This is a genomic window from Stieleria marina (assembly GCA_007741555.1).
GTDB lineage: Bacteria > Planctomycetota > Planctomycetia > Pirellulales > Pirellulaceae > K23-9.
Genome location: CP036526.1, coordinates 6984968 through 7004458, shown reverse-complemented (window position 1 = coordinate 7004458; position 19491 = coordinate 6984968). Strand labels below are relative to the sequence as shown.

Below are 19491 nucleotides of genomic sequence, written 5' to 3'. Positions count from 1 at the left end.
AAACTCTTGACGAGTCTCGTTACCCACGACTTTAAAAGCTATGTCTGAATCGGAATCCTCCCAACACGAATCGGTGCTCGACACCGGAGCCGAACAACTGGGCAAAACCTATGCCCATGCGTTGATCGCTGCTGCTGAGAAAGCGGGGACCACCGATCAGGTGATCAGCCAGCTCAACAGCATCGTGGACGACTACCTTGGCAGCAGCCCGCAGTTGGCCGCCGCTTTTAACTCGCCACGAATCGATAACGTTGAAAAGACTCGCGTTATTGATCGGTTGTTCGGTAGTGATTTCGATCCAGTGTTGGTCAAATTCCTCAAGGTGATGGCTGATCGTGATCGGCTCGGTCATGTCGGAGCTGTTCGCAAAGCAGCGTTGACGATCTACGACGAACAACGCGGTCGCGTGCTGGCGAAAGTCCGCACTGCGGTGCCGCTGGATGACAGCTTGCGTCAACAGATTTCGCAAAAGCTGGGCCAAGCCATGCAGCGCGAAGTTCGTTTGCAGGAAGAGGTCGATGCGGATTTGATTGGCGGCATGATCATTCGCGTTGGCGACACAGTGTTTGACAACAGCGTTGCGAATCGACTGGACAAGATGGCACGCAAAACACGCGACGGGTTTTCCAACCAGTTGCTTCAGAAATTCAATCAGCTCATATCAGAATAAAAACTTTAGCCTCGTAGCTTTCCTATGAAATTTAGCAGCGACGAAATCGCATCGGTCTTGCAACAAGAGATCGAGCAGTTCGACAGCAAAATTGATGTTCGCGAAGTCGGTACCGTGCTGGAAGTCAGTGACGGCATTGCCCGCGTCTACGGTCTTTCCGGCGTCATGGCTGGCGAGATGGTCGAATTCCCCAACGGTGCGATCGGCCTTGCCTTTAACTTGGAAGAAAATTCCGTCGGTATCATCATTCTGGGTGACTACCTGACGATCCAAGAAGGCGACGAAGTCAAGGCTCTTGGGACGCTGCTTTCGGTGCCAGCTGGCGACGCCGTCATCGGCCGCGTGCTTGACCCGCTGGGTAATCCACTGGACGGCAAAGGCCCAGTCCAAACCGACGTGACTCGCCCGGTCGAAATCATCGCGACGGGTGTTGCCGAACGTCAGCCTGTGACCGAGCCGATGCAAACGGGCATCAAGTGTATCGACGCGATGACACCGATTGGACGCGGCCAACGTGAACTGATCATTGGTGACCGTAAGACCGGTAAGACGGCGATCGCCATCGACGCAATTTTGAACCAGAAAGGCAAGGGAGTGAAATGCTTCTACGTTGCCATCGGTCAAAAGGACTCGGCGGTTGCAACCGTCGTCGAAACGCTTCGCAAATACGGTGCAATGGAATACACGACTGTGATTGCTGCGGGAGCTTCCGCTCCTGCTCCGATGCAGTACGTCGCTCCTTACGCGGGCACAGCGATGGCCGAACACTTTATGTTCAACGGCGGCCACGCGTTGGTGGTTTACGATGACTTGTCCAAGCAAGCGACGGCTTACCGTCAGATGAGTTTGCTGATGCGTCGTCCACCTGGTCGTGAAGCTTATCCCGGTGACGTGTTTTACTGTCACAGTCGTCTGCTGGAGCGATCGTCAAAATTGTCCGACGACCTTGGCGGGGGATCGATCACTTCGCTGCCAATCATCGAAACCCTCGAAGGCGAAGTTTCCGCTTACATTCCAACCAACGTGATTTCGATCACCGACGGTCAGATCTACGTTCAGCCCGACTTGTTCTTCTCAGGCGTTCGACCTGCGATGAATGCCGGTATTTCGGTGTCTCGCGTGGGCGGTGCAGCTCAGATCAAGGCGATGAAGAAAGTTTCCGGTGGTCTTCGATTGGACCTCGCGGCTTTCCGTGCTTTGGAAGCGTTCGCGCAACTGGGAACCGACTTGGACGATGCCACTCAGTCGCAACTCGATCGCGGTTACCGCATGGTGGAATTGCTCAAGCAGCCTCAATACCAGCCGCTATCCGTGGGCGAACAAGTTCTCAGTATCTACGCAGGTACCAAAGGGTTCTTGGATGATGTCGAAATTAAACAAGTTCAGCAGTGGGAAACCGACTTCCTGCAGTTCGCCAACGACAAGCACGCGAGCGTCCTAAACGACCTGAACGAAAAAGGTGACTTGGGCGACGACATGGTTGAAGCAATCGAAAAATGCATCAACGATTTCAAAGCTGGATACAAGCCACCAACCGAGGCGTAAGTGTGTGAGCCCTTGGCGATAGCCAAGGGCCTTTATCAAGTACGACTAATCCGCAAGGGCCCGTGGCTAGCACTATCGGCTCCATTAGAAACGACCAACCACCGAAACTTCACGCAGCTAACGGACTGAAGTCCGTTTTACAAAATGGCCAACGCACGAGCACTCGATAAACGACGCAAGTCGATCAAGAATATCCGCAAAATCACGCGGACGATGGAATTGATCGCAACAGCGCGCTACAAGAAAGCGATGGATCGTGCTGCCGCAGCGACGGCTTACACCGACCAGATCACGAAGATCGTCGGTCGCTTGGCTGCCGCGGGTTTGGATGTGGCTCACCCGTTGTTGGAACAGCGTGAAAAAACCAATTCCGCACGCGTCCTGGTGCTGACCAGTAACCGTGGACTTTGCGGTGGCTACAACGGTAGCGTTTTGCGAACCGCACTTCCTCGCATCAAAGAACTGCAAGCTTCAATCCCCAATGTCACCATCGACGTGGCGGGAAAACGCGGCGTCAATGGATTGAAGTTCCGCGGCGTCGAAACCGATGAGCAGCACTTGGGCTTTGAAGATCAGCCGGCCTACGACGAAGTCGAAAAGATCGCTGAGAGCTATCTTTCCAGGTATATCACTGGCGAGATCGATCGTTTGGACGTTGTCTATACCCGATTTATCAGCACTGGTAAGCAGATCGCCACGATCGAAACCATGCTGCCGCTCGGTTCACTTGCCGACGAGCCAGCGACTGATGCTGATGATGAGCAATCCAAAACCGAGTATGAATTTTTGCCATCGGCAGAGAGCATTTTGGAAGAGGTCGTGCCGACCAGTTTCAAAGTGCGTTTGTTCAAGTGTTTCTTGGACGCCGCCGTTAGCGAGCAAGTCGCGCGAATGATCGCCATGAAGGGTGCGACCGAGAGTGCCGGCGACATGATCAAACAACTTTCCATGACGTACAACCGAGCCCGCCAAAGCCAGATTACTGGCGAGATCATGGAGATCATCGGCGGAGTCGAAGCCTTGGAAGGCTAAGCAAAGTAGTCGTTCGCTTCGCGGACGATTGCACGAATAATTTCGTTCGCGGAGCGAACGACAACAGACAAATACCTCCACCCGTAATTTCACAAAGACCCGGCCATGTCCACCGCAACCGCGATCGGTAAAGTCACTCAAGTCATTGGTTCGACGTTTGACGCTCAATTCCCCGAAGGCTCGCTGCCGAAGATCTACAACGCTCTGACTATCAAGAGTGAGCACAAAGGTGTCTCGCTTAACTTGGTCGGTGAAGTTCAGCAGCACCTTGGCGGCGGCCGTATCCGTGCGATTGCATTGGGTTCGACCGAAGGCATGATGCGTGGCTTGGAGGTGGTTGACACTGGCGGGCCAGTGTCGGTACCTGTCGGTCAAGCAACACTGGGCCGCGTGTTCAACGTGTTGGGCGACCCGATCGACAAGCGTGGCGACGTGGAAGCAGATGACCGCTGGGCGATTCACCGCCAAGCTCCACCCCTGAGCGAACTGTCGACGAACACTGAATTGTTCGAGACAGGTATCAAGGTGGTCGATCTCCTGACTCCGTTTGTCCGTGGTGGTAAAGCCGGTCTATTCGGTGGTGCTGGTCTGGGCAAGACAGTTATTCTGACCGAATTGATCGCTCGTATCGCATCAAGCCACGGTGGTTACTCCGTGTTCGCTGGTGTGGGCGAACGAACACGTGAAGGAACTGACCTTTGGTTGGAAATGCAAGAGACTGAGATCGGTTCGACTGGTCGCAAAGTCATCGAACAGACCTGCATGGTGTTCGGTCAAATGAACGAGCCACCTGGGTCTCGTTTGCGTGTTGCTCTGTCGGCACTGACAATGGCCGAGTACTTCCGCGACACAACTGGTGCTGACACCCTGTTGTTCGTCGACAATATTTTCCGCTTCTCGCAAGCTGGTTCGGAAGTGTCTGCTCTGCTGGGGCGGATGCCGTCGGCTGTGGGTTACCAGCCAACCTTGGCGACCGAAATGGGAGCTCTGCAAGAGCGAATTACATCGACCAAAAAGGGTGCGATCACATCGGTGCAAGCCGTTTACGTGCCTGCGGATGACCCGACCGACCCTGCACCGGCAACGGCGTTTGGTCAGCTGGATGCGTTTATCTATCTGGAACGATCGATTTCCGAAAAAGGGATTTATCCCGCGATCGATCCGTTGGCATCGAACTCGCGAATTTTAGATCCACAGTACGTGGGTGATCGTCACTACGACATTGCTCGCCGCGTGCAGACGATTCTGCAGCGGTACCGTGAATTGCAAGACATCATCGCGATTCTGGGTGTCGACGAATTGAGCGAAGATGACAAGACGGTTGTTCACCGTGCACGTCGTATCGAACGATTCTTGTCACAGCCGTTCTTAGTCGCGGAAGTCTTTATCGGCAAACCCGGTGAGATCACATCGTTGGAAGACACGATCCGTAGTTTTGAAGGTATCTGTGACGGCAAGTACGATCACCTTCGCGAGCAAGCGTTCATGTACGTCGGTGCCATCGAGCAAGCCGAAGAGCAGGACAAAAAATTGGCTGAAGCAGAAGCCAAGAAGAAAGGTAACTAAGCATGACCATTCGATGTGTCGTCGTTACACCCGAACGAACTGAGTTGGACCGAGAAGCCGAATCGGTGGTCCTGCCGATGTTCGACGGTGCGCTGGGTGTCATGAAAGGCCGCGCGCCCATGATCGGGCGACTCGGTTTTGGAACGCTGCAGTTGCAAACCGCAGCCGGCCCCGAGCGTTACTATGTCGACGGAGGCTTTGCCCAAGTCGAAGGCGACGTGGTTAACATCCTGACAGCGCGATCGATTGCTGTTGATCTGCTGGACAGTGATGAAGCGCACAAAGCACTTGCTGATGCGCAGGAACTGCCATCGAAGAATCCAGAGCAAATGCAGCTCAAGGAAACAGCCGTCCGCCGCGCTCGCGGTCAGGTACGGGCTGCAAAATAGTTGGCAGCGAAGTAACTGGCAGCTGGAATCGGGCAGCTAAGCACCTTGTCCCGCCAAGCCTTGGCGGGACGTTGCGAAGTGATCAACCTTCTATTTGCAGGGAGCGCCGCGTCTGAGCGCGTTGCGACGACCTCTGTTACTTCAGGCCCATTCCGTTGGGACGCCGTGTCACTGCACCGCGGATGCCCAGTTGTCTTGGGTCGCGAGCGATCTTGTCGCTGAAAATTCTGGCATCGTCCAAGATCGGTTTGATCCTTGCAGATGCTTGTTCAACATTTTCAATCGTGCGGCGAATTTGCCAATAAATCTCGTCGTCTTCTAGCAGGCGTTTGACGGTTCCGTTGCTGTTGTTCAGCGATGACCCGAACGTTTCGACTTGAGCGAGTGCCCGGTCAACGCTCCTGAGGCTCTGCATGACTTGAGCGACAAGTTGATCAGCGTTCTGCGCGAGTGGTTCGCTGACACGTTCAATGTTCTTGATAGTGCGTTCGGCACTTTGGAAAGTGCGTCCTGCCGTCTTGAACGCATCGTCGATCGTACTGAGCGTCTCCCCTGCCCCTTCGACGGTTGAACGAGCACCGTCGACGGTCCTGTTTAGGTTGTCCACAATGGGCTTGGCTTCCTTGATAAGGCCCTCTGCCTCACGCCCAACGCTTTCAAACTGAGTGCCGACTTTGTTAAAGCTCTCGAACGTTCCCTGGGCCTCTTTCAACACGTCAGGGATTCGGTCCAGCGAAGCTTGCAAGCTGTCCTTGAGTTGGGGGTCTCCGACCAAATCTTTGACTTCGATAATGGCTTCTTGAAAACGCTTGAGCGTCGCGACTGCTTCGTCGGCAACCGCATCGATTTTCTTTTGTGTTTCGTCGACGGTTCCACGCGCGTCGCCTACAAGTTGATTGACGTTCTGGCCAGTTTGTCCGATCGAATCGCTGGCCCCGCGAATCGATTCCATCGTTAAGCGAACTTGGTCCTCGAGACCGAAGAGCATGTTGAAGGGATCTTCGGCGTTGTCACCAAACTGATACAGTTCGCCGTCGGTGAACTTGCTGCGAATAAAGTCCGGGTCGTCGACCTCGGCGGCAATTCTTGCCAGCGTGCGGGCGTCGCCCTTTACGAACTCCAGTTTGGCATCACCGGTGATCACCGAACCAATCCCGATCCGGGGAATGTATTCGTGAGAAAGCCGGTAGGTGCCGTCGATTGCAAGCTGAAGCTGCACGCCTCCTTCGGAGTCGTCTTCGACAAGTTTGACGTTGGTCACGCGGCCAATCTCTACGCCGTCGCGCAGCACTTTGGTGTTGGTGCTGACACCGGCTGCGGAGTCGAATCGTACCGTGACCTGATATTCATCGCTTAGCACAGCTGGAAAGGCGCCAAAGAGGAATGTCAGGATGATGCCGATGCCGATGGCGGCGATGACGAGCACGCCGACGCCGAATCGTAGTTTATTGTCGTCCATGATTTGTTCTCGCATCCATGCGAGCGAAAGAGAAAACGATGCTGTCGAGCATCGCAAAGATCACTTCGCTGCGATCACGACCCCGCCTCACGAGTTAGTTCATTTAATCTGTCGCCTGCTTCGCCGCGAACGAATTGTCGAACACGGCGATCATCGGCGTGTTCCAAGTCGCTGGGTGATCCGTCGAACAAAATCTGTGAGTCGTCTTCGCCGATCCGTGCTCGCGGAAAGAACATCAAGACTCGGTCAGAGACTTTGCGAGCCGTGTGCATGTCGTGCGTCACCACGACACTGGTCACCGGATAGCGCCGACGAGTATCGAGGATCAGTTCGTTGATGACGTCGCTCATGATTGGGTCCAGCCCGGTAGTCGGTTCGTCGTAAACGATCAGGTCTGGTTTCAAAATCAGTGCCCGCGCCAGTCCGACGCGTTTACGCATTCCACCCGAAATTTCGCTGGGGCGTTTATGAGCCACCGCCGAAGGTAGGCCGACTTCATGCAAGTGCTTGAAAACACGTTCGTCTAGTTCGTCATCAGAGATGCGTTCGTTCTGAGTCAATGGAAACGCCACATTGTCAAAAATGGACATGCTGTCGAACAGGGCTGCATTTTGAAACACAAATCCAAAACGTCGCCGGATACTTGGTAGTTCCACTTGGCTGACCTTGGCCAGATCCTTGCCACAGAACGACACGCTGCCGATCGTCGGTGCGATCAGTCCGACCAGTGTTTTCATGAACACGGTTTTTCCGCAGCCGCTTTCACCGATAATCGCCAGCGTTTGACCGCGAGCGATTGTCAGATTGATGTCCTTCAAGATAGGTTGGCCGCCAAAGGCGACGGTCAGATCTCGAACTTCGATCGACGGTTTGCTACCTGCTGCATCGTCTTCCAGCGGCGTTTGTGTTGCGGTTGCATTCATATCAGCGATCCTCCACCGGACGGATAGAGCGCCACGTAGACTTGGTCTAGGAGGATGTTGAGCAACAGATCAATCGCCAAGATCAACACGAACGACAGTACAAAGGAGGACGTTGCGGCTTTGCCGACACCTTCGGCACCCGGTTCGCAATTGAATCCTTGGTAGCAACTGACCAGTGCGATGATCGCTCCGAAGAAGAAGCTTTTGAAAATTCCTCCGAAGAGATCAAATCCCACAACGCCTTCGCGCGAATGGTTTAGGTAAGCCGCGTGGTCGATGTCCCAGATGATCACGCTGTAAAAATAGCCGCCAACGATACCCATGAAATCAGCCATGATCGTCAAAGCGGGAATCAGCAATATGCACGCAAGAAAGCGAGGTACGACCAAGTAGTGAATCGGATCGGCGCCCATCGCTGTTAACGCGTCAATTTGTTCGGTCACTCGCATGGTGCCCAAGACTGCTGCCATCGCACTGCCTACGCGACCGGCCAGCATTGTTGCGGCTAGCACCGGCCCAAGTTCACGGACCAGCGAGGTGTTGATGATGACACCCAAGTGGCTTTCCAGCCCAATCGCTTGGAATTGGCGATAGCTTTGGTTGGCCAGAACCATCCCAATAAACGTGCCTGTGAGTGCGACGACGGGCAGGCTAAGGACGCCAATTTGATAAAAATTGATCAAAACGGTGCCGGGTCTTGGCAGACGCGTGAACATCCATGTGAACATCCGCCAAGCAAAAACGGACATGTCGCCAATCGTCGTGATTCCATCGACAACCGCCGATCCCCATTCCGTAATCCACCCTACCAATGCGCTCTCGGACGCATTGCTCTGGGAATTGTTGGGCAAGCCACCGTTGTTGGCGGGTGACTTGGAGATGGAAGACGTGGAAGCCGACAAAGACGAACACCTAGCTTGCGCGCAGGAGGATCCAATGAATCATATTGGATTGTATCGGCCAGGTAGGCTCTAACGATTAGGAAAAGATTGACGAGAAGGCATCCTGTTTCACGCGGTCAGATGCGTGAAACAGGAGTGAGTGTCAAATGTCCAGAGATAGCCGTTTAGCTTCGGTTGTTGCCGCGTTTGCGACCACCGCCACCACCACCTCGGCCACGTCGTCCGCCGCCACCAGGTTTCTTGTGGTTTTCGATGTTGGCGTCGACAAAGATATCAACGGTTTCTTGCCAAGTCGGAACGACCTTTCGTTTGGGCGCGTCTCGGCGAGAATCGTCGTCACGGTCGCGTCCACCTCTTCCACGCGAACGTCCGCCGTCGTCACCGTCATCGTCGGAATCCGAACGACCACCGCGACTGCGTGATGAGCCTTCTGCGGAGTCATCGTCACGATTCGCCGATTCGTCTCGGTCGTTTTCGTCTCGTCCTCTGCCACGACCTCGGCCGCGCTGACGACCGCGCCGAATCACTTCGACTTCTTGATCGTCTTCGTGGTCATCATCGAAAGCGGATTCACGGGCGAGTGGATCGTCATCATCGTCTGGCTTTGCTGGGCGATCACTATCGTCACGGCTCTCGTTGGTCTCCGAACGCGAGCGTCCTCGGCCACGACCACCGCGTCGTCCTCGGCGTCGTCGACTGCGTGGAGCTTCTTCGGTATCGGAGTCTTCGGATTCGTTGTCCGAATCATCCAAGCCGGCGGCGAATCCGATGTCATCATCATCATCGTCGAATGCGTCCTGATCGCGATCTTCTCTGCCACGACCTTTGGAGCGAACTTCGTTGTCTTGGGCGCCTCGTTTGCTGGACTCTCCGCGACTCGACCGGCTGCGTCCTGAATCGCCGCGTCCTGATTCGCCGCGTCCTGATTCGCTGCGTCCTGATTCGCTGCGGTCCGAATCGTCCCGGCTTGAATCACTGCGGGCTACGTCGCGATTTTGGTCCGCCGAATCTTGGTCACGTCCGCGACCTCCTCGGCCACGATTGCGTCCTCCACGGCCTCGTCGCGGTCGCGAGCTGGAGCTTTCGTCCGCCGAATCATCTTCGTCACTGCGGACCTTTTTGTCCCGATCCGAATCATCGCGGCTAGGTTTCGCTTCAGCGCTTGTTTCGTCGCGATCGAGTTCTTCTTCTGTCATGCGCTGGCGAGCGCCTCGTCGTCCTCGACGGCGAGGCGAGGTCGGGCGTTCATCATCGGAATCCGATCGGGGCGCCCGGCTTCGACTGCTGGAAGACTCTTTTGCTTCGGCGACGCTCGAGTCGTCGTCTCGGCCACGAGCTTGCGAATCTTTGTCGCGTCCACGCGGGCTCTCATCACGTTTGGATCGATCGTTTCGATTTCGACCTCGGCCACGTTGAGGACGGTCGTCGCGATCTTCGTCCGATTCTTTTTTAGACGCTGGCTGAACGTCGTCTTTTTCCTCGTCGTCATCATCATGACTGGCAAACCCAGCAAAAATATCGTCGTCGTCCAGGTCGGTGACGATTGCATCAACCTTGGTCGAACGACTGCTGGAGCGGGTTTCCGAACGCGCTGGTTTGGATTCCCGTTTAGCGGCTGGTTCGCGCGAAGTTTCTGCGGCAGGACTGTCCGAACTCGTTTCGGGTTCGGGACCCAAGTCGATTCCCAGGCCGGTGCCAAAATCGCCGGAGTCTTTTTGACGAGGCGAACGTTTGGCCTTTGTGCGGCTGGAGCGTTCTGGTGTTGTCGTATCCATTGCAGGCCGTGGAGGCGGACCGGAGTTGGCGTCAACGCCCAGTTCACCCGCTAGTTCATTCCAAGCCGCATCTTTGACTTCGACTTCGGCATCGTCTGTGACCGTGGCCGCGGCTGCTGATTCGGTTTCGGCTGGTTCCGATTCCACAGGATCGAAATCGATTTTGTCGGCAGCTGGTGCGGGAGCGTTCGCATCGGCGGTCAAATCGCTTAGTTCAGGATCCGATTCGCTGACCCCAAATCCTGGCAGCGTTGATTTGGGAACGGCAGTCGTTAGCGCTTCGATCACATCGTCCGTGGATTGCCTGGGCGATTCGATCTCCAAGGCTGGTTCTGCGGTTCGCTTGCCGGAGTTCCGTGAATCAGGATTCTTTGAATCGGGCGAGCCAGAATCTGATTTTTCGGAAACTGTTTCGGCGGGCTTTTCGGCAGGTTTCTTCTTAGGTGCTGGAGGTGGGCCGGGGGTGCCAAGTAATTTGGCGAGGATGTTCCAGTTATCGGAGCTCATAAAAGGGTCATTCGATCATTAAGTGGAAAATTGAAAACACAACTCACCGAAACCGTCTCGTTGACGGGAGCGTCGGGTTCGTCCGTAAAAAAGGGACAAAACAGGGTCGCTGCTGTGAGTCTGCTCGATTCGCGAGCGGAGAGTTTGGCCAGTCATGACCGCTGCCGGGTTCTCTATTTGGGTCAACGGTGGGTTGGAAATGGCCCTGACGGGTTTTATGTGTACTTTGTTGGACTATATGTATAGCCTTCGACGATTTATCGCCCAAGGGCGAAGCCTCTAAATCCCCGTTTTGATGACCAATTCTGACCAATCTGGTTCCGCTGGCGGCTCGACGAGCCACCAAAACATCCCTCTTCGTCCCCTGATCGTCTTTGGGACACGTCCCGAAGCGATCAAGCTGTGCCCGTTGATCCTGGAATGCCAGCGTCGTCCGAGCCAGGTTTCGCCCATTATTTGCAGCACTGGACAGCATCGGGAGATGTTGGATCAGGTGCTGGGCTACTTTTCGATCGTGCCCGACATGGACTTGGGACTAATGAAACCGGGGCAAACTCTGTCCGGTCTGACTTCGGCTTGCTTGCAAGCCGTCGACCAAGTCATTGTTGACCAAAAACCCGACTGCATGGTTGTTCAAGGCGATACGACCACGGTGATGACCAGCGCGATGGCGGCTTTTTATCACCGGATTCCGATTGTGCACGTCGAAGCTGGTTTGCGAACCGGTGATCTTAGCGCGCCGTGGCCCGAGGAATTTAACCGCCGCGTTGCAGGCATCGTGACGCAGCTGCATTGTGCACCTACCGAAAAATCCGCTGACGCTCTACGCCGCGAACACGTCCAGGACTCGCAGATTCGAGTCACCGGAAACACGGTGATCGACGCGCTGCTACACACAGTCGAGCAAGAACGCGCCGACGACAGTAAGTGGCGAGCGAAGTACCCTGCCGCGACCGGCGATAGTGTTGTGCTAATCACCGGTCATCGCCGCGAAAATTTTGGCGACGGATTGGCCAATACTTGTGACGCGATCGCCGATTTGGCCAAATCGCATCCCGATACCCAGTTCATTTATCCCGTGCACCTAAATCCCAACGTGAAGGGCCCTGTACACGATCGACTTGGGAATCTGCCTAACATTCATTTGGTTCCACCGGCAGACTATCCCGAATTTGTTTGGCTGATGGACCGCGCAAAGGTGGTGCTGACCGACAGCGGTGGCGTGCAAGAAGAAGCCCCGTCGCTCGGCTGCGCCGTATTGGTGACTCGCGAGAAAACCGAACGGCCCGAGGCTGTCGAAGCGGGGCTGGCGGAGTTGGTCGGCACGAATCGAGAGTTGATCGTCCAAAAAGTCAGCGAAGCCTTGGCGGCCAGACGAGCCGACGACCAATCGATCGCCAGCAATCCCTACGGCGACGGTTTGGCGTCCAAACGGATCGTCGATTGGATGCTAGAGACTTGGCGGTAATTTCGCTGATTGAGCGTTAGCGAGTAAGCCTCAGAGGGCGTTGTCGCCGTGATTGCGTTTGTCCCATCCACTTTCGCAAAGCTTGTAATACGGAGCAAGCCAGTCCACGGCAGTGCGATCAACCAACGGGGCAGCGGGCAGCAAATGAAGCAGTTTGTGGGCGTCCGGTCTCCGCTTGGAGCGGCTTTGGAATTGCGACGATGGAATGCTAGCAAGCCGCTAATTGCCGCGAAAAAGTCACGGTTGGCTAGTTGCAATTGGCGACCGATCGCCTAAGTTTTGCCCTGTTGTTTTAGGGACGATTCGACGTTAGGCACGATCATGGCCGGCGGCCAACTCGCCCGCTTCCAGGTCCAACTCGCGAAAAGGATTTTCACATGTCAACTCGGATCCCTCTTAGCCGCGTCGAAGAAGAAGCTCGCTTGAAACAGGAACGTCTTGAGCTGAGTATCGCTGAAATGGGGCTGTCGGTTCGTACGACCAATTGCTTGGAAGAAACAGGCATTCTAACAGTGCGTGATTTGTTGCACGCAACGCCGCGCCGACTGCTGGCGATCAGCAACTTTGGCGAGAAGACTTTGGAAGAAGTCTATGCGGCTTTGGAAGAGTTGGGTTTTTATCGACCCAGCCGTAAGGCACCCAAGTAGGTTTGCAGGTTAAGTCACTTTTGAAACCGGTGCGACGGTTAGCGGAACGGCGCGAGCCGTCCGGCGCATCATAGATCGGATGGCTCGCGCCATTCCGCTAAAAACTAGCCTCGTATCTTCAAAAGTGATTCGTCCTGCTCCGCTCGGTCGGTCACAATGCCTTGGTCGCCTGGGGCTGGTAAGATACCTGCTGGCTTTCCGTTTGCGCTTCCCGCTGTAACTGACATCGATTCATGCCCCGTTTCCCTCGACCTTGGAGCAAAAAGCGGGGCAAGCGTTTTGCAAGCACGGCTCTGCGAGGAGTCGCTGGTGAAGTCGTTTTCTACACGGGACTTTTCTTGTCGGGTGTTTTCCTGCTCTCATTGGTGTTGATCAACCGGTTCGCGCCTGACCGAGTGGTCAGTGTTTCGCCTCAAGCACTTTCGGGCAGTTGGAACTTTTGGATTTTTGGCGTGCTGTCGCTCGCTGCGATCGGTAGCGGAGTTGGCGGATTGATCTATCGCCTAAGCCAATTGCGCACCAGTAGCGAACGGCGATCCGCCATTGCGGGGCGTGCCGAAGCAATCGAAATCATTGGCCCCAATCCCGATCGATTGCCGAAGTTACCGACCGTTCCGCGCGGTCAATCGTTGACCGATAGTCCAGGTGAACGACAAACTTATCGCTTGGCACCAGAGCGTCCCCACGGCAGTGACATTGCGGGACCGGCGGTGTTGGCGTTGCTTTGGAACAGCGTCTGGTTTGTTTTGCTGGCGGTGGTTGTTTCGGGGTTTTGGTTTGGTCGACCGCGTCTGGTTTTGATGGGGTTATTATTTCCGTTTGCCGGAATCGGGATTTGGTCGTTCCGCAGTTTTGTTCGGCAGCTTCGTCAGACTGCTGGCATTGGCCCAACGATTGTCGAAATCAGTAACCATCCACTGATCCCTGGACAACAGTATCGATTATTCGTTTCACAGGCCGGGCGGCTACGATTACGCAAGGTGTCGGTTTGCCTAACCTGCGAAGAAGAAACATTTTATCGGCAAGGCACAGACGTCAGAGTCGAGCGCCACGAGGCATTTACGCAGGAAATCCTTACAGAAGGAAATGTTCGCGTTGACCCGCAGGCACCCTGGGAGCAACAATTGGTGATTGATTTGCCCCCCAACGCAATGCATTCCTTCGTCGGATCACACAATGCGATCCGTTGGAAGATTGTTGTTTCTGGAGAAGCCCGTCCGTGGCCATCGTTCTGCCAAAGTTTTCCCGTCGTCGTTCACCCACCGGGCGTTCCGCTGAAACGCAGCCCGCGGTGAACGTTACGTTGTGTCGTGAAGACGCTACGTATGTGGGAAACGAATCGCTGACGGCCAAATGGCGCGTAAGCCGCGTGACTCTGGATCAGGTTCAGGCGATGGAAGTGTCCGTTCTCTGGCACACCGAGGGCAAGGGTGACGAAGATCTGAAGGTGCACCACTTTTTGCGGTTGGACGAAAACCAGATCCGACGCGCGGGCTTGATCGACGAACAATCCCTGCAGTGCCGCTTGCCCGCTACGCCGCTGAGCTACCACGGTCGACTGATCAGTGTGCGATGGTGTGCTCGCTTGCGACTGTTTTTGACCGATGGCCGTGAAGTGGTTTCGGAGCAACCGTTTCATTTGGTGACGGAAGAGGTCGCCGCCGAACGTCGTCGCGAGATGGCTGAAAATGCAGACCAAAGCGAGATTTCGGACGATAGTCAGCCGGTGGTCAACGAGCAGGCATCCGGCGAAACACCTCGCAAGTCCGTGATCAAGTCGCTGCTCTTTTAAGCGATCGATGAGCACTCCGAAGACCCGTCCGGTGCCGCAGTCTTTCGCAGCGAACCCTTTTTGCACTCGGTTTGTGCGACCTGGCGCGATCGAGTATCGATTCGATGTGACACGTGGTCTTGATTCCAATGATCGCCCACTAGAAGTGTTGGTCGCGGCGATCGTGCGAACCCCATACGCGGCAATCGTCGGCCCGCATGGCACGGGGAAATCGACCTTGCTTGAATCGCTGCGTCCGAGACTCGGCGAAGCGTATTCGCATCTTGAGTTTGTCCAATTGCATTCGCCATCGAGCAGTCGTTGGCAAGTTCGTCGAAGACGACATATTCACAATCGCCGTGTTGTTGATGATGCCCAGCAGGGCCTCGCAAGTCGCGGTAGCAGCAACGAATCCCGCTTGTTAATCGTCGATGGATTCGAGCAGCTTTCGGTGTTTGCACGCCGCAAAATTCTCCGTGTTGCCCAGGGCACTCAGCAAGCTTTGTTAGTGACGACTCATGCAAAACTTAGATCGTTTGAAACGGTGTTTCGCACCAAGATTCAACAGCGGATTTTGCAACAGCTGACAGACGACTTGTTGGACCGGGCTTCCGAATCGCAAAGGTCGATCCTGAAGTCTGAAATTCAGCAGCGAGATTTTTCCAGCGTCCAAAACGTTCGGGAGTTTTGGTTTGAAATGTATGATCGGGCTGCCGAAGTCGAAGAGAGCCTTGGCGGGGACGATTCACACGTCGATGCAGGTTCGCAATCCTTCGATTAGAGTGTGTCGCTCACTCACATCAATTCTCCTCAGCGTTGTCGACGAAAATTCATGGCTGTTCGCCTAAACGTCATCATGGTCCATTCGCCGCCGGCAAAAGCCGGGGCTCAGCAGTTGGCAGAGGATGTCGTGGGCGAGCTAATCGGCCGGCCCGGCATCGACGTTACTTTGGTCGGTTCGCTGGATCAGGCTGCGGCCACTTCGACGGACATGCTGACGATGGAGTCGATCAGCAGTGACGTGGCAGTGCTGGATTGGAGATCGCCCGAGCAGCTGATGGAGACGCTGGCGAAGATCGAATTTGGGGGAGATCGCTGTCGCCATGCCGAAGACCAGGAGGCGGCACCGTCGCGTCCGGGCAGTCGAAAAATCTATGCGTTTGACCTCAGACGGTTCTCCGATGCCAAGCTTCTCTGCACTTCATTGCAAAGTCTGTTGGCCACGCGGCAAATAAAAACGGTTTCGATCGGCGGCTTGGGAACAGCGTTGGTTTCTTCGGGCCAATCGGCCGGTGACACGCCAGAGTCCGTTTCGGTCAGGCAGTCTGCGGCAAGTCCCGCAACCAGCGTTCCGGAGCAAGTATCTGGCGACCAGAATGGCCATCAGGCTGGCGTGCCGATTGAGCCAAAGGATCACGGCATTGCGCCGGATTCGCCGAACGATCGGCGGGGAAAATCCAGCGGAAAGCCACCCGTGGACTTGGACGATCTCGTGGATCAGTTGGACCTGCTGGATCCCTAAGCCTTGCCGAAGCCCATTAAATCCGGGTTTGGGACGATGCAAGAATTGCTAATCGGCCGCAGTGTTGATAACCTGTTTCGGGTTGACGAAGGGCTGAGAGATGTCCGGCGTCTTCTGTTTTCTGCCAACCCGTTCATCGTCTATTTTTTTAAAAAGTCATCGCTCATGGCGGCTACCACCTCCCAAACCAACGGCGAAGTTTTGATCGTTGGATTCACTGACAGCAAGATTTTGGATAGCCAGCGAATTGAGCAGGTTGGGCGTGAACTACAAGAAATCACGCCTCAAGCTATTCACAAGAAGTACCTGCTGAACTTCCGTGGCGTTTCTTTTATGTCGTCGGCGATGATCACCAAGCTGGTCATGCTCAATAAGAGTTGCAAGGCTCAGGGAGTCGCTCTGAAGTTTTGCGAAGTTTCGCCCAACGTTTTGGAAGTCTTTAAGATCACCAAGCTGAACAAATTGTTCGACATCCAAGAAGGCGAAGAAAAAGCGATCGCCAGCTTCGACAAAAAAGGCTGGTTCGGCGGCTAAGTCGTATCTCATGACCGCCAGCGATCCATCAGCCAGCGATTCGTCGGCTATCGAGGCCATTGAAATCGAGCGTGCTCAGATTGCACACGAGGTGCACGATGCATTGCTCCCGCTGATCGTCGGCGCCAAGGCCGCATTGGAAAGCCATCTCGGCTCTGATTTGGCCGACCATGCGGATCGTAGAAAACTGCAGCAGGCCTTTGACTGGCTTGATCAGGCAGCTCAGGTTGGCCGCCAGTTGTTGTTGCAAACGCATCCGCCCGAGTTGGATCAGGCGACTTGGACGGCAGCAGCAAAGTATGCGTGCTCGCAGTTGGTGTCCGGCGACGTCGAGCTTCAGTGGGATCTTTCGCCTGAGTGTGATCTTTACCCGAGCTTAGTGGCTGGCGCCGCGTATCGTATTGTCATCGAAGCGATTCGCAACGGATCGCGTCATGGAAACGCCAGTCAAATCAAAGTCACCGGTGACGCCACTCGAGTTAAAGTTACCGACAATGGGAGTGGTTTTGACCCTGGTGCTGTCAGTGCGGACCGTTTCGGTATCCGGTCGATGAGAGGGCGAGCAAAGCTAGTCGGCGGTCAAGTCGAAATCAAGTCGCAAATTGGCGGGCCAACCACGGTGGTTTTTCTGGTCCCCGTTGACGAGTAGAAATCGCTGACTGCGAATCAGCAAAAGCCAGACAGCGTTCAGCCGGGCGAACACAAGAAAAGCCCACTAGGGTCAGCCGGACAAACATAAAAAAAGCCCGCCTGGGTCAGCCGGGCGGGCTTTTGTGGTTCTCTGATGCGAGGCGTTTGCTTTACCAAACGTATTCAGCACCGACCGAGAAACCATGATTGACCAGTGAGTCGAACTGGAACGCTCGTTCGCCGATGACAACAGGAGTTGAGCCGCCGGCGGATTGCACGAACTGGTTGATGGCAACCGGATCCACTGAGCCGAAAGCGACGTCTTCGATGCCTAGCAAGTAGTACGAAGTGCGAACGGTCCAGGAATGCGATAGTCGATAAACCATCTTGAACTCGAATTCGCCCATTGCCGTCGTGTCGCTGTCGCTAAACGTGCCGCGAGCAGTGCCTGGAGTGGCATTGAGTCCCAGTGAGTTTGCTCGCAGATTGGTTCGTGCATCGATATCGTTCTTCAGCACACCCAGTTTGCCGCCGATACCCAGCGAAACACCGGGGACGATGTTCCACCAAAAGTCACCGCCAGCTTGAGCACCGAACATGCTGTTCTGAGTTTGGTCGTCCGATTGAAAGTATCGTAGTCGTCCTGCACCGCCGTTGTTGACGTCGCCGCGAGTCGTGTAGGCCAAGCCATCGTCGTAGCCGACATAGCGAAGGCCTACCAGCCACGAACCTTGGAAGCGGCAGTAAGGCCAGACTGTGCGTCGTCGGTAGTTGAGTTCGACCGAATCAAACTCGCTAGTTGTCGTTAGGCTCTGGACGCTCGAACGGTCTGTGTCGTCGAAGCCGTTGTTGGGAGTGTTTCCGAAATCGGAGATGAAGGAGAACAGTCCAAATCCAGCATCGGTTACCGATGCGGTGTCTTCCCATTCATGACCGCCGACCCAAGTTGCTTCGATGTTGGCTCCGGCACCCATCATGATGGCACCCGAAAGCCGAAAGCCTGGCTCAAGTCCACCATCGCTCGTGTCGCCGCTGCCCAGCACGATTGGACCACCGGCTCCGCGTGACGTTACGCCACCGAGTCCGCCCATCGAGCCAGTGTTGTGACCCAACATCATCACTTCTAGCGAAAGGTCGTACCAGCGTTGTGCACACAGGCCAGCTTCGCTGTAAGGGCGAAGGCTGGAGAGGGCTCCAAGGAGTCCGCCAGCACCTAGGCCCAAGATTCCGTTTTCTTGGCAAAGCTGGCAAGCACTGCAACCAGCTCCGCGACAGAACAAACACATGTGTCGAAGATTTGACAGGCCTTTGCAGGCACCACAGCCATTGCGACCACAGCCACCGCAGGCCATTGCCCCGCCGCCGAGTTGACCAAGCATTCCGCCGCAGCCTGCGTTAGCGTTTCCGCCACCGAAGACGTCGCCGCTTGATCCACCGCCGTATGAATCACAGCCGCCGCTGTCGCAGGCACCGCTATCACAAGCGGAGGCGGCATCAGCCGATGGGTAGTAACCCACGGGAGCAATGCCGTTGTAGCTTCCGGGCGGTTTGACACCGGCTGGCGTGACGAAGCCACTCGCTTGGAAATCGTAGTCGGCTTGGACAACTTGAGCCTGAGCTTGGGTATTCGCCATGAGCGAACCAAACGACAGCACCAGGGCTGCCATCAGGAGTCGAGTTGGGTGACCCGCTACGAGTTGGAATCGGGTCGAATTGTTTGATTGAGTCATTCGTTGCATTGCAAACGTCTCCGCAGCCGCAGCCGCTTTCTACCTTGGGCCGGTTTTAACAATTGCGGGGAGCGCTGATGCGACAAACTTTGTCGTGACAACGAATGAACGGCAGTGCTGACTGCACATCCAAGACTCGAGTGACAACCGACTGGGTCGTCCCATCGAGCCATCCCCCCGGCGTGGCTCCTGAAACAAGATCGTCCTTAGGCCTGATCGTTTTTGTGATCAATGCGTTCAGAACAACCGCTTCAGGCGGAGTTATCGGCACAATTGATCGCGAGCATTTGGTTATTCCAGTCGTTCTGAACAGGAAAACTTTGCCGGTCCCGACGAAGCAAACGCTCGGCGAGGAGCGTGGAATCCTCGAAAACACCGTGTTTGAGACGTTTTTGCGGGATTTGAGCAACTAGTTTGGCTT

Annotated in this window: 20 protein-coding genes; 15 read left to right on the top strand and 5 right to left on the bottom strand. The window is 55.3% G+C overall.

Translation table 11 applies throughout. The features are described from left to right. Positions 1–40 precede the first annotated feature (40 nt). From atpH to atpC, 5 genes are all read left to right on the top strand, one after another. The gene (atpH, locus tag K239x_RS24810; RefSeq protein ID WP_145421008.1) at positions 41–670 is read left to right on the top strand and encodes an ATP synthase F1 subunit delta; all 630 of its coding nucleotides are present in this window, start codon (positions 41–43) and stop codon (positions 668–670) included. A gap of 24 nt (positions 671–694) precedes the next feature. After that, positions 695–2215: a F0F1 ATP synthase subunit alpha gene (gene atpA, locus K239x_RS24805; protein WP_145421007.1), complete on the top strand. Its 1521-nt coding sequence runs from the start codon at positions 695–697 to the stop codon at positions 2213–2215. A gap of 144 nt (positions 2216–2359) precedes the next feature. After that, positions 2360–3247, top strand: a complete 888-nt coding sequence (atpG, locus tag K239x_RS24800; protein ID WP_145421006.1) for an ATP synthase F1 subunit gamma — start codon at positions 2360–2362, stop codon at positions 3245–3247. 105 nt (positions 3248–3352) lie between these two features. Beyond that, a complete protein-coding gene (atpD, locus tag K239x_RS24795; RefSeq protein ID WP_145421005.1) occupies positions 3353–4813 on the top strand; it encodes a F0F1 ATP synthase subunit beta in 1461 nt (486 codons plus the stop codon). Between the two features lie 2 nt (positions 4814–4815). After that, complete coding sequence (gene atpC / locus K239x_RS24790; RefSeq protein WP_145421004.1) at positions 4816–5202, top strand: ATP synthase F1 subunit epsilon; 387 nt, start codon at positions 4816–4818, stop codon at positions 5200–5202. Positions 5203–5338: 136 nt separating this feature from the next. On the opposite strand, the gene K239x_RS24785 is transcribed toward atpC, so the two are convergent. The 3 genes from K239x_RS24785 to K239x_RS24775 form a co-directional block, all read right to left on the bottom strand. Beyond that, positions 5339–6661: an MlaD family protein gene (locus K239x_RS24785; RefSeq protein ID WP_145421003.1), complete on the bottom strand. Its 1323-nt coding sequence runs from the start codon at positions 6659–6661 to the stop codon at positions 5339–5341. Between the two features lie 74 nt (positions 6662–6735). Continuing rightward, positions 6736–7584 (bottom strand): ABC transporter ATP-binding protein, encoded by an 849-nt coding sequence (locus tag K239x_RS24780; RefSeq protein ID WP_145421002.1) that lies wholly within the window; start codon positions 7582–7584, stop codon positions 6736–6738. After that, on the bottom strand, positions 7581–8333 hold the full coding sequence (locus tag K239x_RS24775) for an MlaE family ABC transporter permease (RefSeq protein WP_419189363.1): 753 nt from the start codon (positions 8331–8333) through the stop codon (positions 7581–7583). Before K239x_RS24775 ends, K239x_RS24780 begins: the two co-directional genes overlap by 4 nt. Between K239x_RS24775 and K239x_RS28945 the strand changes: the two genes are divergently transcribed. Continuing rightward, a complete protein-coding gene (locus tag K239x_RS28945; protein ID WP_419189362.1) occupies positions 8332–8559 on the top strand; it encodes a hypothetical protein in 228 nt (75 codons plus the stop codon). The genes K239x_RS24775 and K239x_RS28945 overlap by 2 nt on opposite strands. Before the next feature lie 91 nt (positions 8560–8650). Here K239x_RS28945 and K239x_RS24770 read toward each other — a convergent pair whose 3' ends face one another. Continuing rightward, positions 8651–10768 carry a hypothetical protein gene (locus K239x_RS24770; RefSeq protein WP_145421001.1) on the bottom strand — a complete coding sequence of 706 codons (2118 nt, stop codon included), beginning with the start codon at positions 10766–10768 and terminating at the stop codon, positions 8651–8653. 295 nt (positions 10769–11063) lie between these two features. Here K239x_RS24770 and wecB point away from each other — a divergent pair, with 295 nt between their 5' ends. From wecB to K239x_RS24730, 8 genes are all read left to right on the top strand, one after another. Continuing rightward, positions 11064–12236, top strand: coding sequence for a non-hydrolyzing UDP-N-acetylglucosamine 2-epimerase (gene wecB / locus K239x_RS24765; RefSeq protein ID WP_145421000.1), 1173 nt, complete (start codon positions 11064–11066; stop codon positions 12234–12236). 377 nt (positions 12237–12613) lie between these two features. Next, positions 12614–12883 carry a DNA-directed RNA polymerase subunit alpha C-terminal domain-containing protein gene (locus K239x_RS24760; protein WP_145420999.1) on the top strand — a complete coding sequence of 90 codons (270 nt, stop codon included), beginning with the start codon at positions 12614–12616 and terminating at the stop codon, positions 12881–12883. A gap of 233 nt (positions 12884–13116) precedes the next feature. After that, positions 13117–14178 carry a hypothetical protein gene (locus K239x_RS24755; RefSeq protein WP_419189361.1) on the top strand — a complete coding sequence of 354 codons (1062 nt, stop codon included), beginning with the start codon at positions 13117–13119 and terminating at the stop codon, positions 14176–14178. Further along, positions 14175–14675, top strand: a complete 501-nt coding sequence (locus tag K239x_RS24750; protein ID WP_145420998.1) for a hypothetical protein — start codon at positions 14175–14177, stop codon at positions 14673–14675. The genes K239x_RS24755 and K239x_RS24750 overlap by 4 nt, the downstream gene beginning before the upstream one ends. Before the next feature lie 7 nt (positions 14676–14682). Continuing rightward, positions 14683–15435 (top strand): P-loop NTPase family protein, encoded by a 753-nt coding sequence (locus K239x_RS24745; RefSeq protein WP_145420997.1) that lies wholly within the window; start codon positions 14683–14685, stop codon positions 15433–15435. A gap of 51 nt (positions 15436–15486) precedes the next feature. Further along, positions 15487–16176 carry a hypothetical protein gene (locus K239x_RS24740; protein ID WP_145420996.1) on the top strand — a complete coding sequence of 230 codons (690 nt, stop codon included), beginning with the start codon at positions 15487–15489 and terminating at the stop codon, positions 16174–16176. Positions 16177–16179: 3 nt separating this feature from the next. Further along, a complete protein-coding gene (locus tag K239x_RS24735; RefSeq protein WP_419189360.1) occupies positions 16180–16710 on the top strand; it encodes an STAS domain-containing protein in 531 nt (176 codons plus the stop codon). 10 nt (positions 16711–16720) lie between these two features. Beyond that, positions 16721–17359 carry a sensor histidine kinase gene (locus K239x_RS24730; RefSeq protein WP_145420995.1) on the top strand — a complete coding sequence of 213 codons (639 nt, stop codon included), beginning with the start codon at positions 16721–16723 and terminating at the stop codon, positions 17357–17359. Positions 17360–17510: 151 nt separating this feature from the next. Here the strand turns inward: K239x_RS24730 and K239x_RS24725 are convergent, their stop codons facing one another. Further along, on the bottom strand, positions 17511–19007 hold the full coding sequence (locus K239x_RS24725; protein ID WP_419189359.1) for a BBP7 family outer membrane beta-barrel protein: 1497 nt from the start codon (positions 19005–19007) through the stop codon (positions 17511–17513). Positions 19008–19210: 203 nt separating this feature from the next. On the opposite strand from K239x_RS24725, the gene K239x_RS24720 reads away from it, so the two are divergent. Then, positions 19211–19483, top strand: a complete 273-nt coding sequence (locus K239x_RS24720; RefSeq protein WP_145420993.1) for a hypothetical protein — start codon at positions 19211–19213, stop codon at positions 19481–19483. Positions 19484–19491 lie beyond the last annotated feature (8 nt).

Bases quoted from the DNA above. Each gene is read 5' to 3' on its own strand.
- atpH (WP_145421008.1), top strand. From the start codon at position 41: ATGTCTGAATCGGAATCCTCCCAACACGAATCGGTGCTCGACACCGGA.
- atpA (WP_145421007.1), top strand. From the start codon at position 695: ATGAAATTTAGCAGCGACGAAATCGCATCGGTCTTGCAACAAGAGATC.
- atpG (WP_145421006.1), top strand. From the start codon at position 2,360: ATGGCCAACGCACGAGCACTCGATAAACGACGCAAGTCGATCAAGAAT.
- atpD (WP_145421005.1), top strand. From the start codon at position 3,353: ATGTCCACCGCAACCGCGATCGGTAAAGTCACTCAAGTCATTGGTTCG.
- atpC (WP_145421004.1), top strand. From the start codon at position 4,816: ATGACCATTCGATGTGTCGTCGTTACACCCGAACGAACTGAGTTGGAC.
- K239x_RS24785 (WP_145421003.1), bottom strand. From the start codon at position 6,661: ATGGACGACAATAAACTACGATTCGGCGTCGGCGTGCTCGTCATCGCC.
- K239x_RS24780 (WP_145421002.1), bottom strand. From the start codon at position 7,584: ATGAATGCAACCGCAACACAAACGCCGCTGGAAGACGATGCAGCAGGT.
- K239x_RS28945 (WP_419189362.1), top strand. From the start codon at position 8,332: ATGTCGCCAATCGTCGTGATTCCATCGACAACCGCCGATCCCCATTCC.
- K239x_RS24775 (WP_419189363.1), bottom strand. From the start codon at position 8,333: ATGTCCGTTTTTGCTTGGCGGATGTTCACATGGATGTTCACGCGTCTG.
- K239x_RS24770 (WP_145421001.1), bottom strand. From the start codon at position 10,768: ATGAGCTCCGATAACTGGAACATCCTCGCCAAATTACTTGGCACCCCC.
- wecB (WP_145421000.1), top strand. From the start codon at position 11,064: ATGACCAATTCTGACCAATCTGGTTCCGCTGGCGGCTCGACGAGCCAC.
- K239x_RS24760 (WP_145420999.1), top strand. From the start codon at position 12,614: ATGTCAACTCGGATCCCTCTTAGCCGCGTCGAAGAAGAAGCTCGCTTG.
- K239x_RS24755 (WP_419189361.1), top strand. From the start codon at position 13,117: ATGCCCCGTTTCCCTCGACCTTGGAGCAAAAAGCGGGGCAAGCGTTTT.
- K239x_RS24745 (WP_145420997.1), top strand. From the start codon at position 14,683: ATGAGCACTCCGAAGACCCGTCCGGTGCCGCAGTCTTTCGCAGCGAAC.
- K239x_RS24740 (WP_145420996.1), top strand. From the start codon at position 15,487: ATGGCTGTTCGCCTAAACGTCATCATGGTCCATTCGCCGCCGGCAAAA.
- K239x_RS24730 (WP_145420995.1), top strand. From the start codon at position 16,721: ATGACCGCCAGCGATCCATCAGCCAGCGATTCGTCGGCTATCGAGGCC.
- K239x_RS24725 (WP_419189359.1), bottom strand. From the start codon at position 19,007: ATGGCAGCCCTGGTGCTGTCGTTTGGTTCGCTCATGGCGAATACCCAA.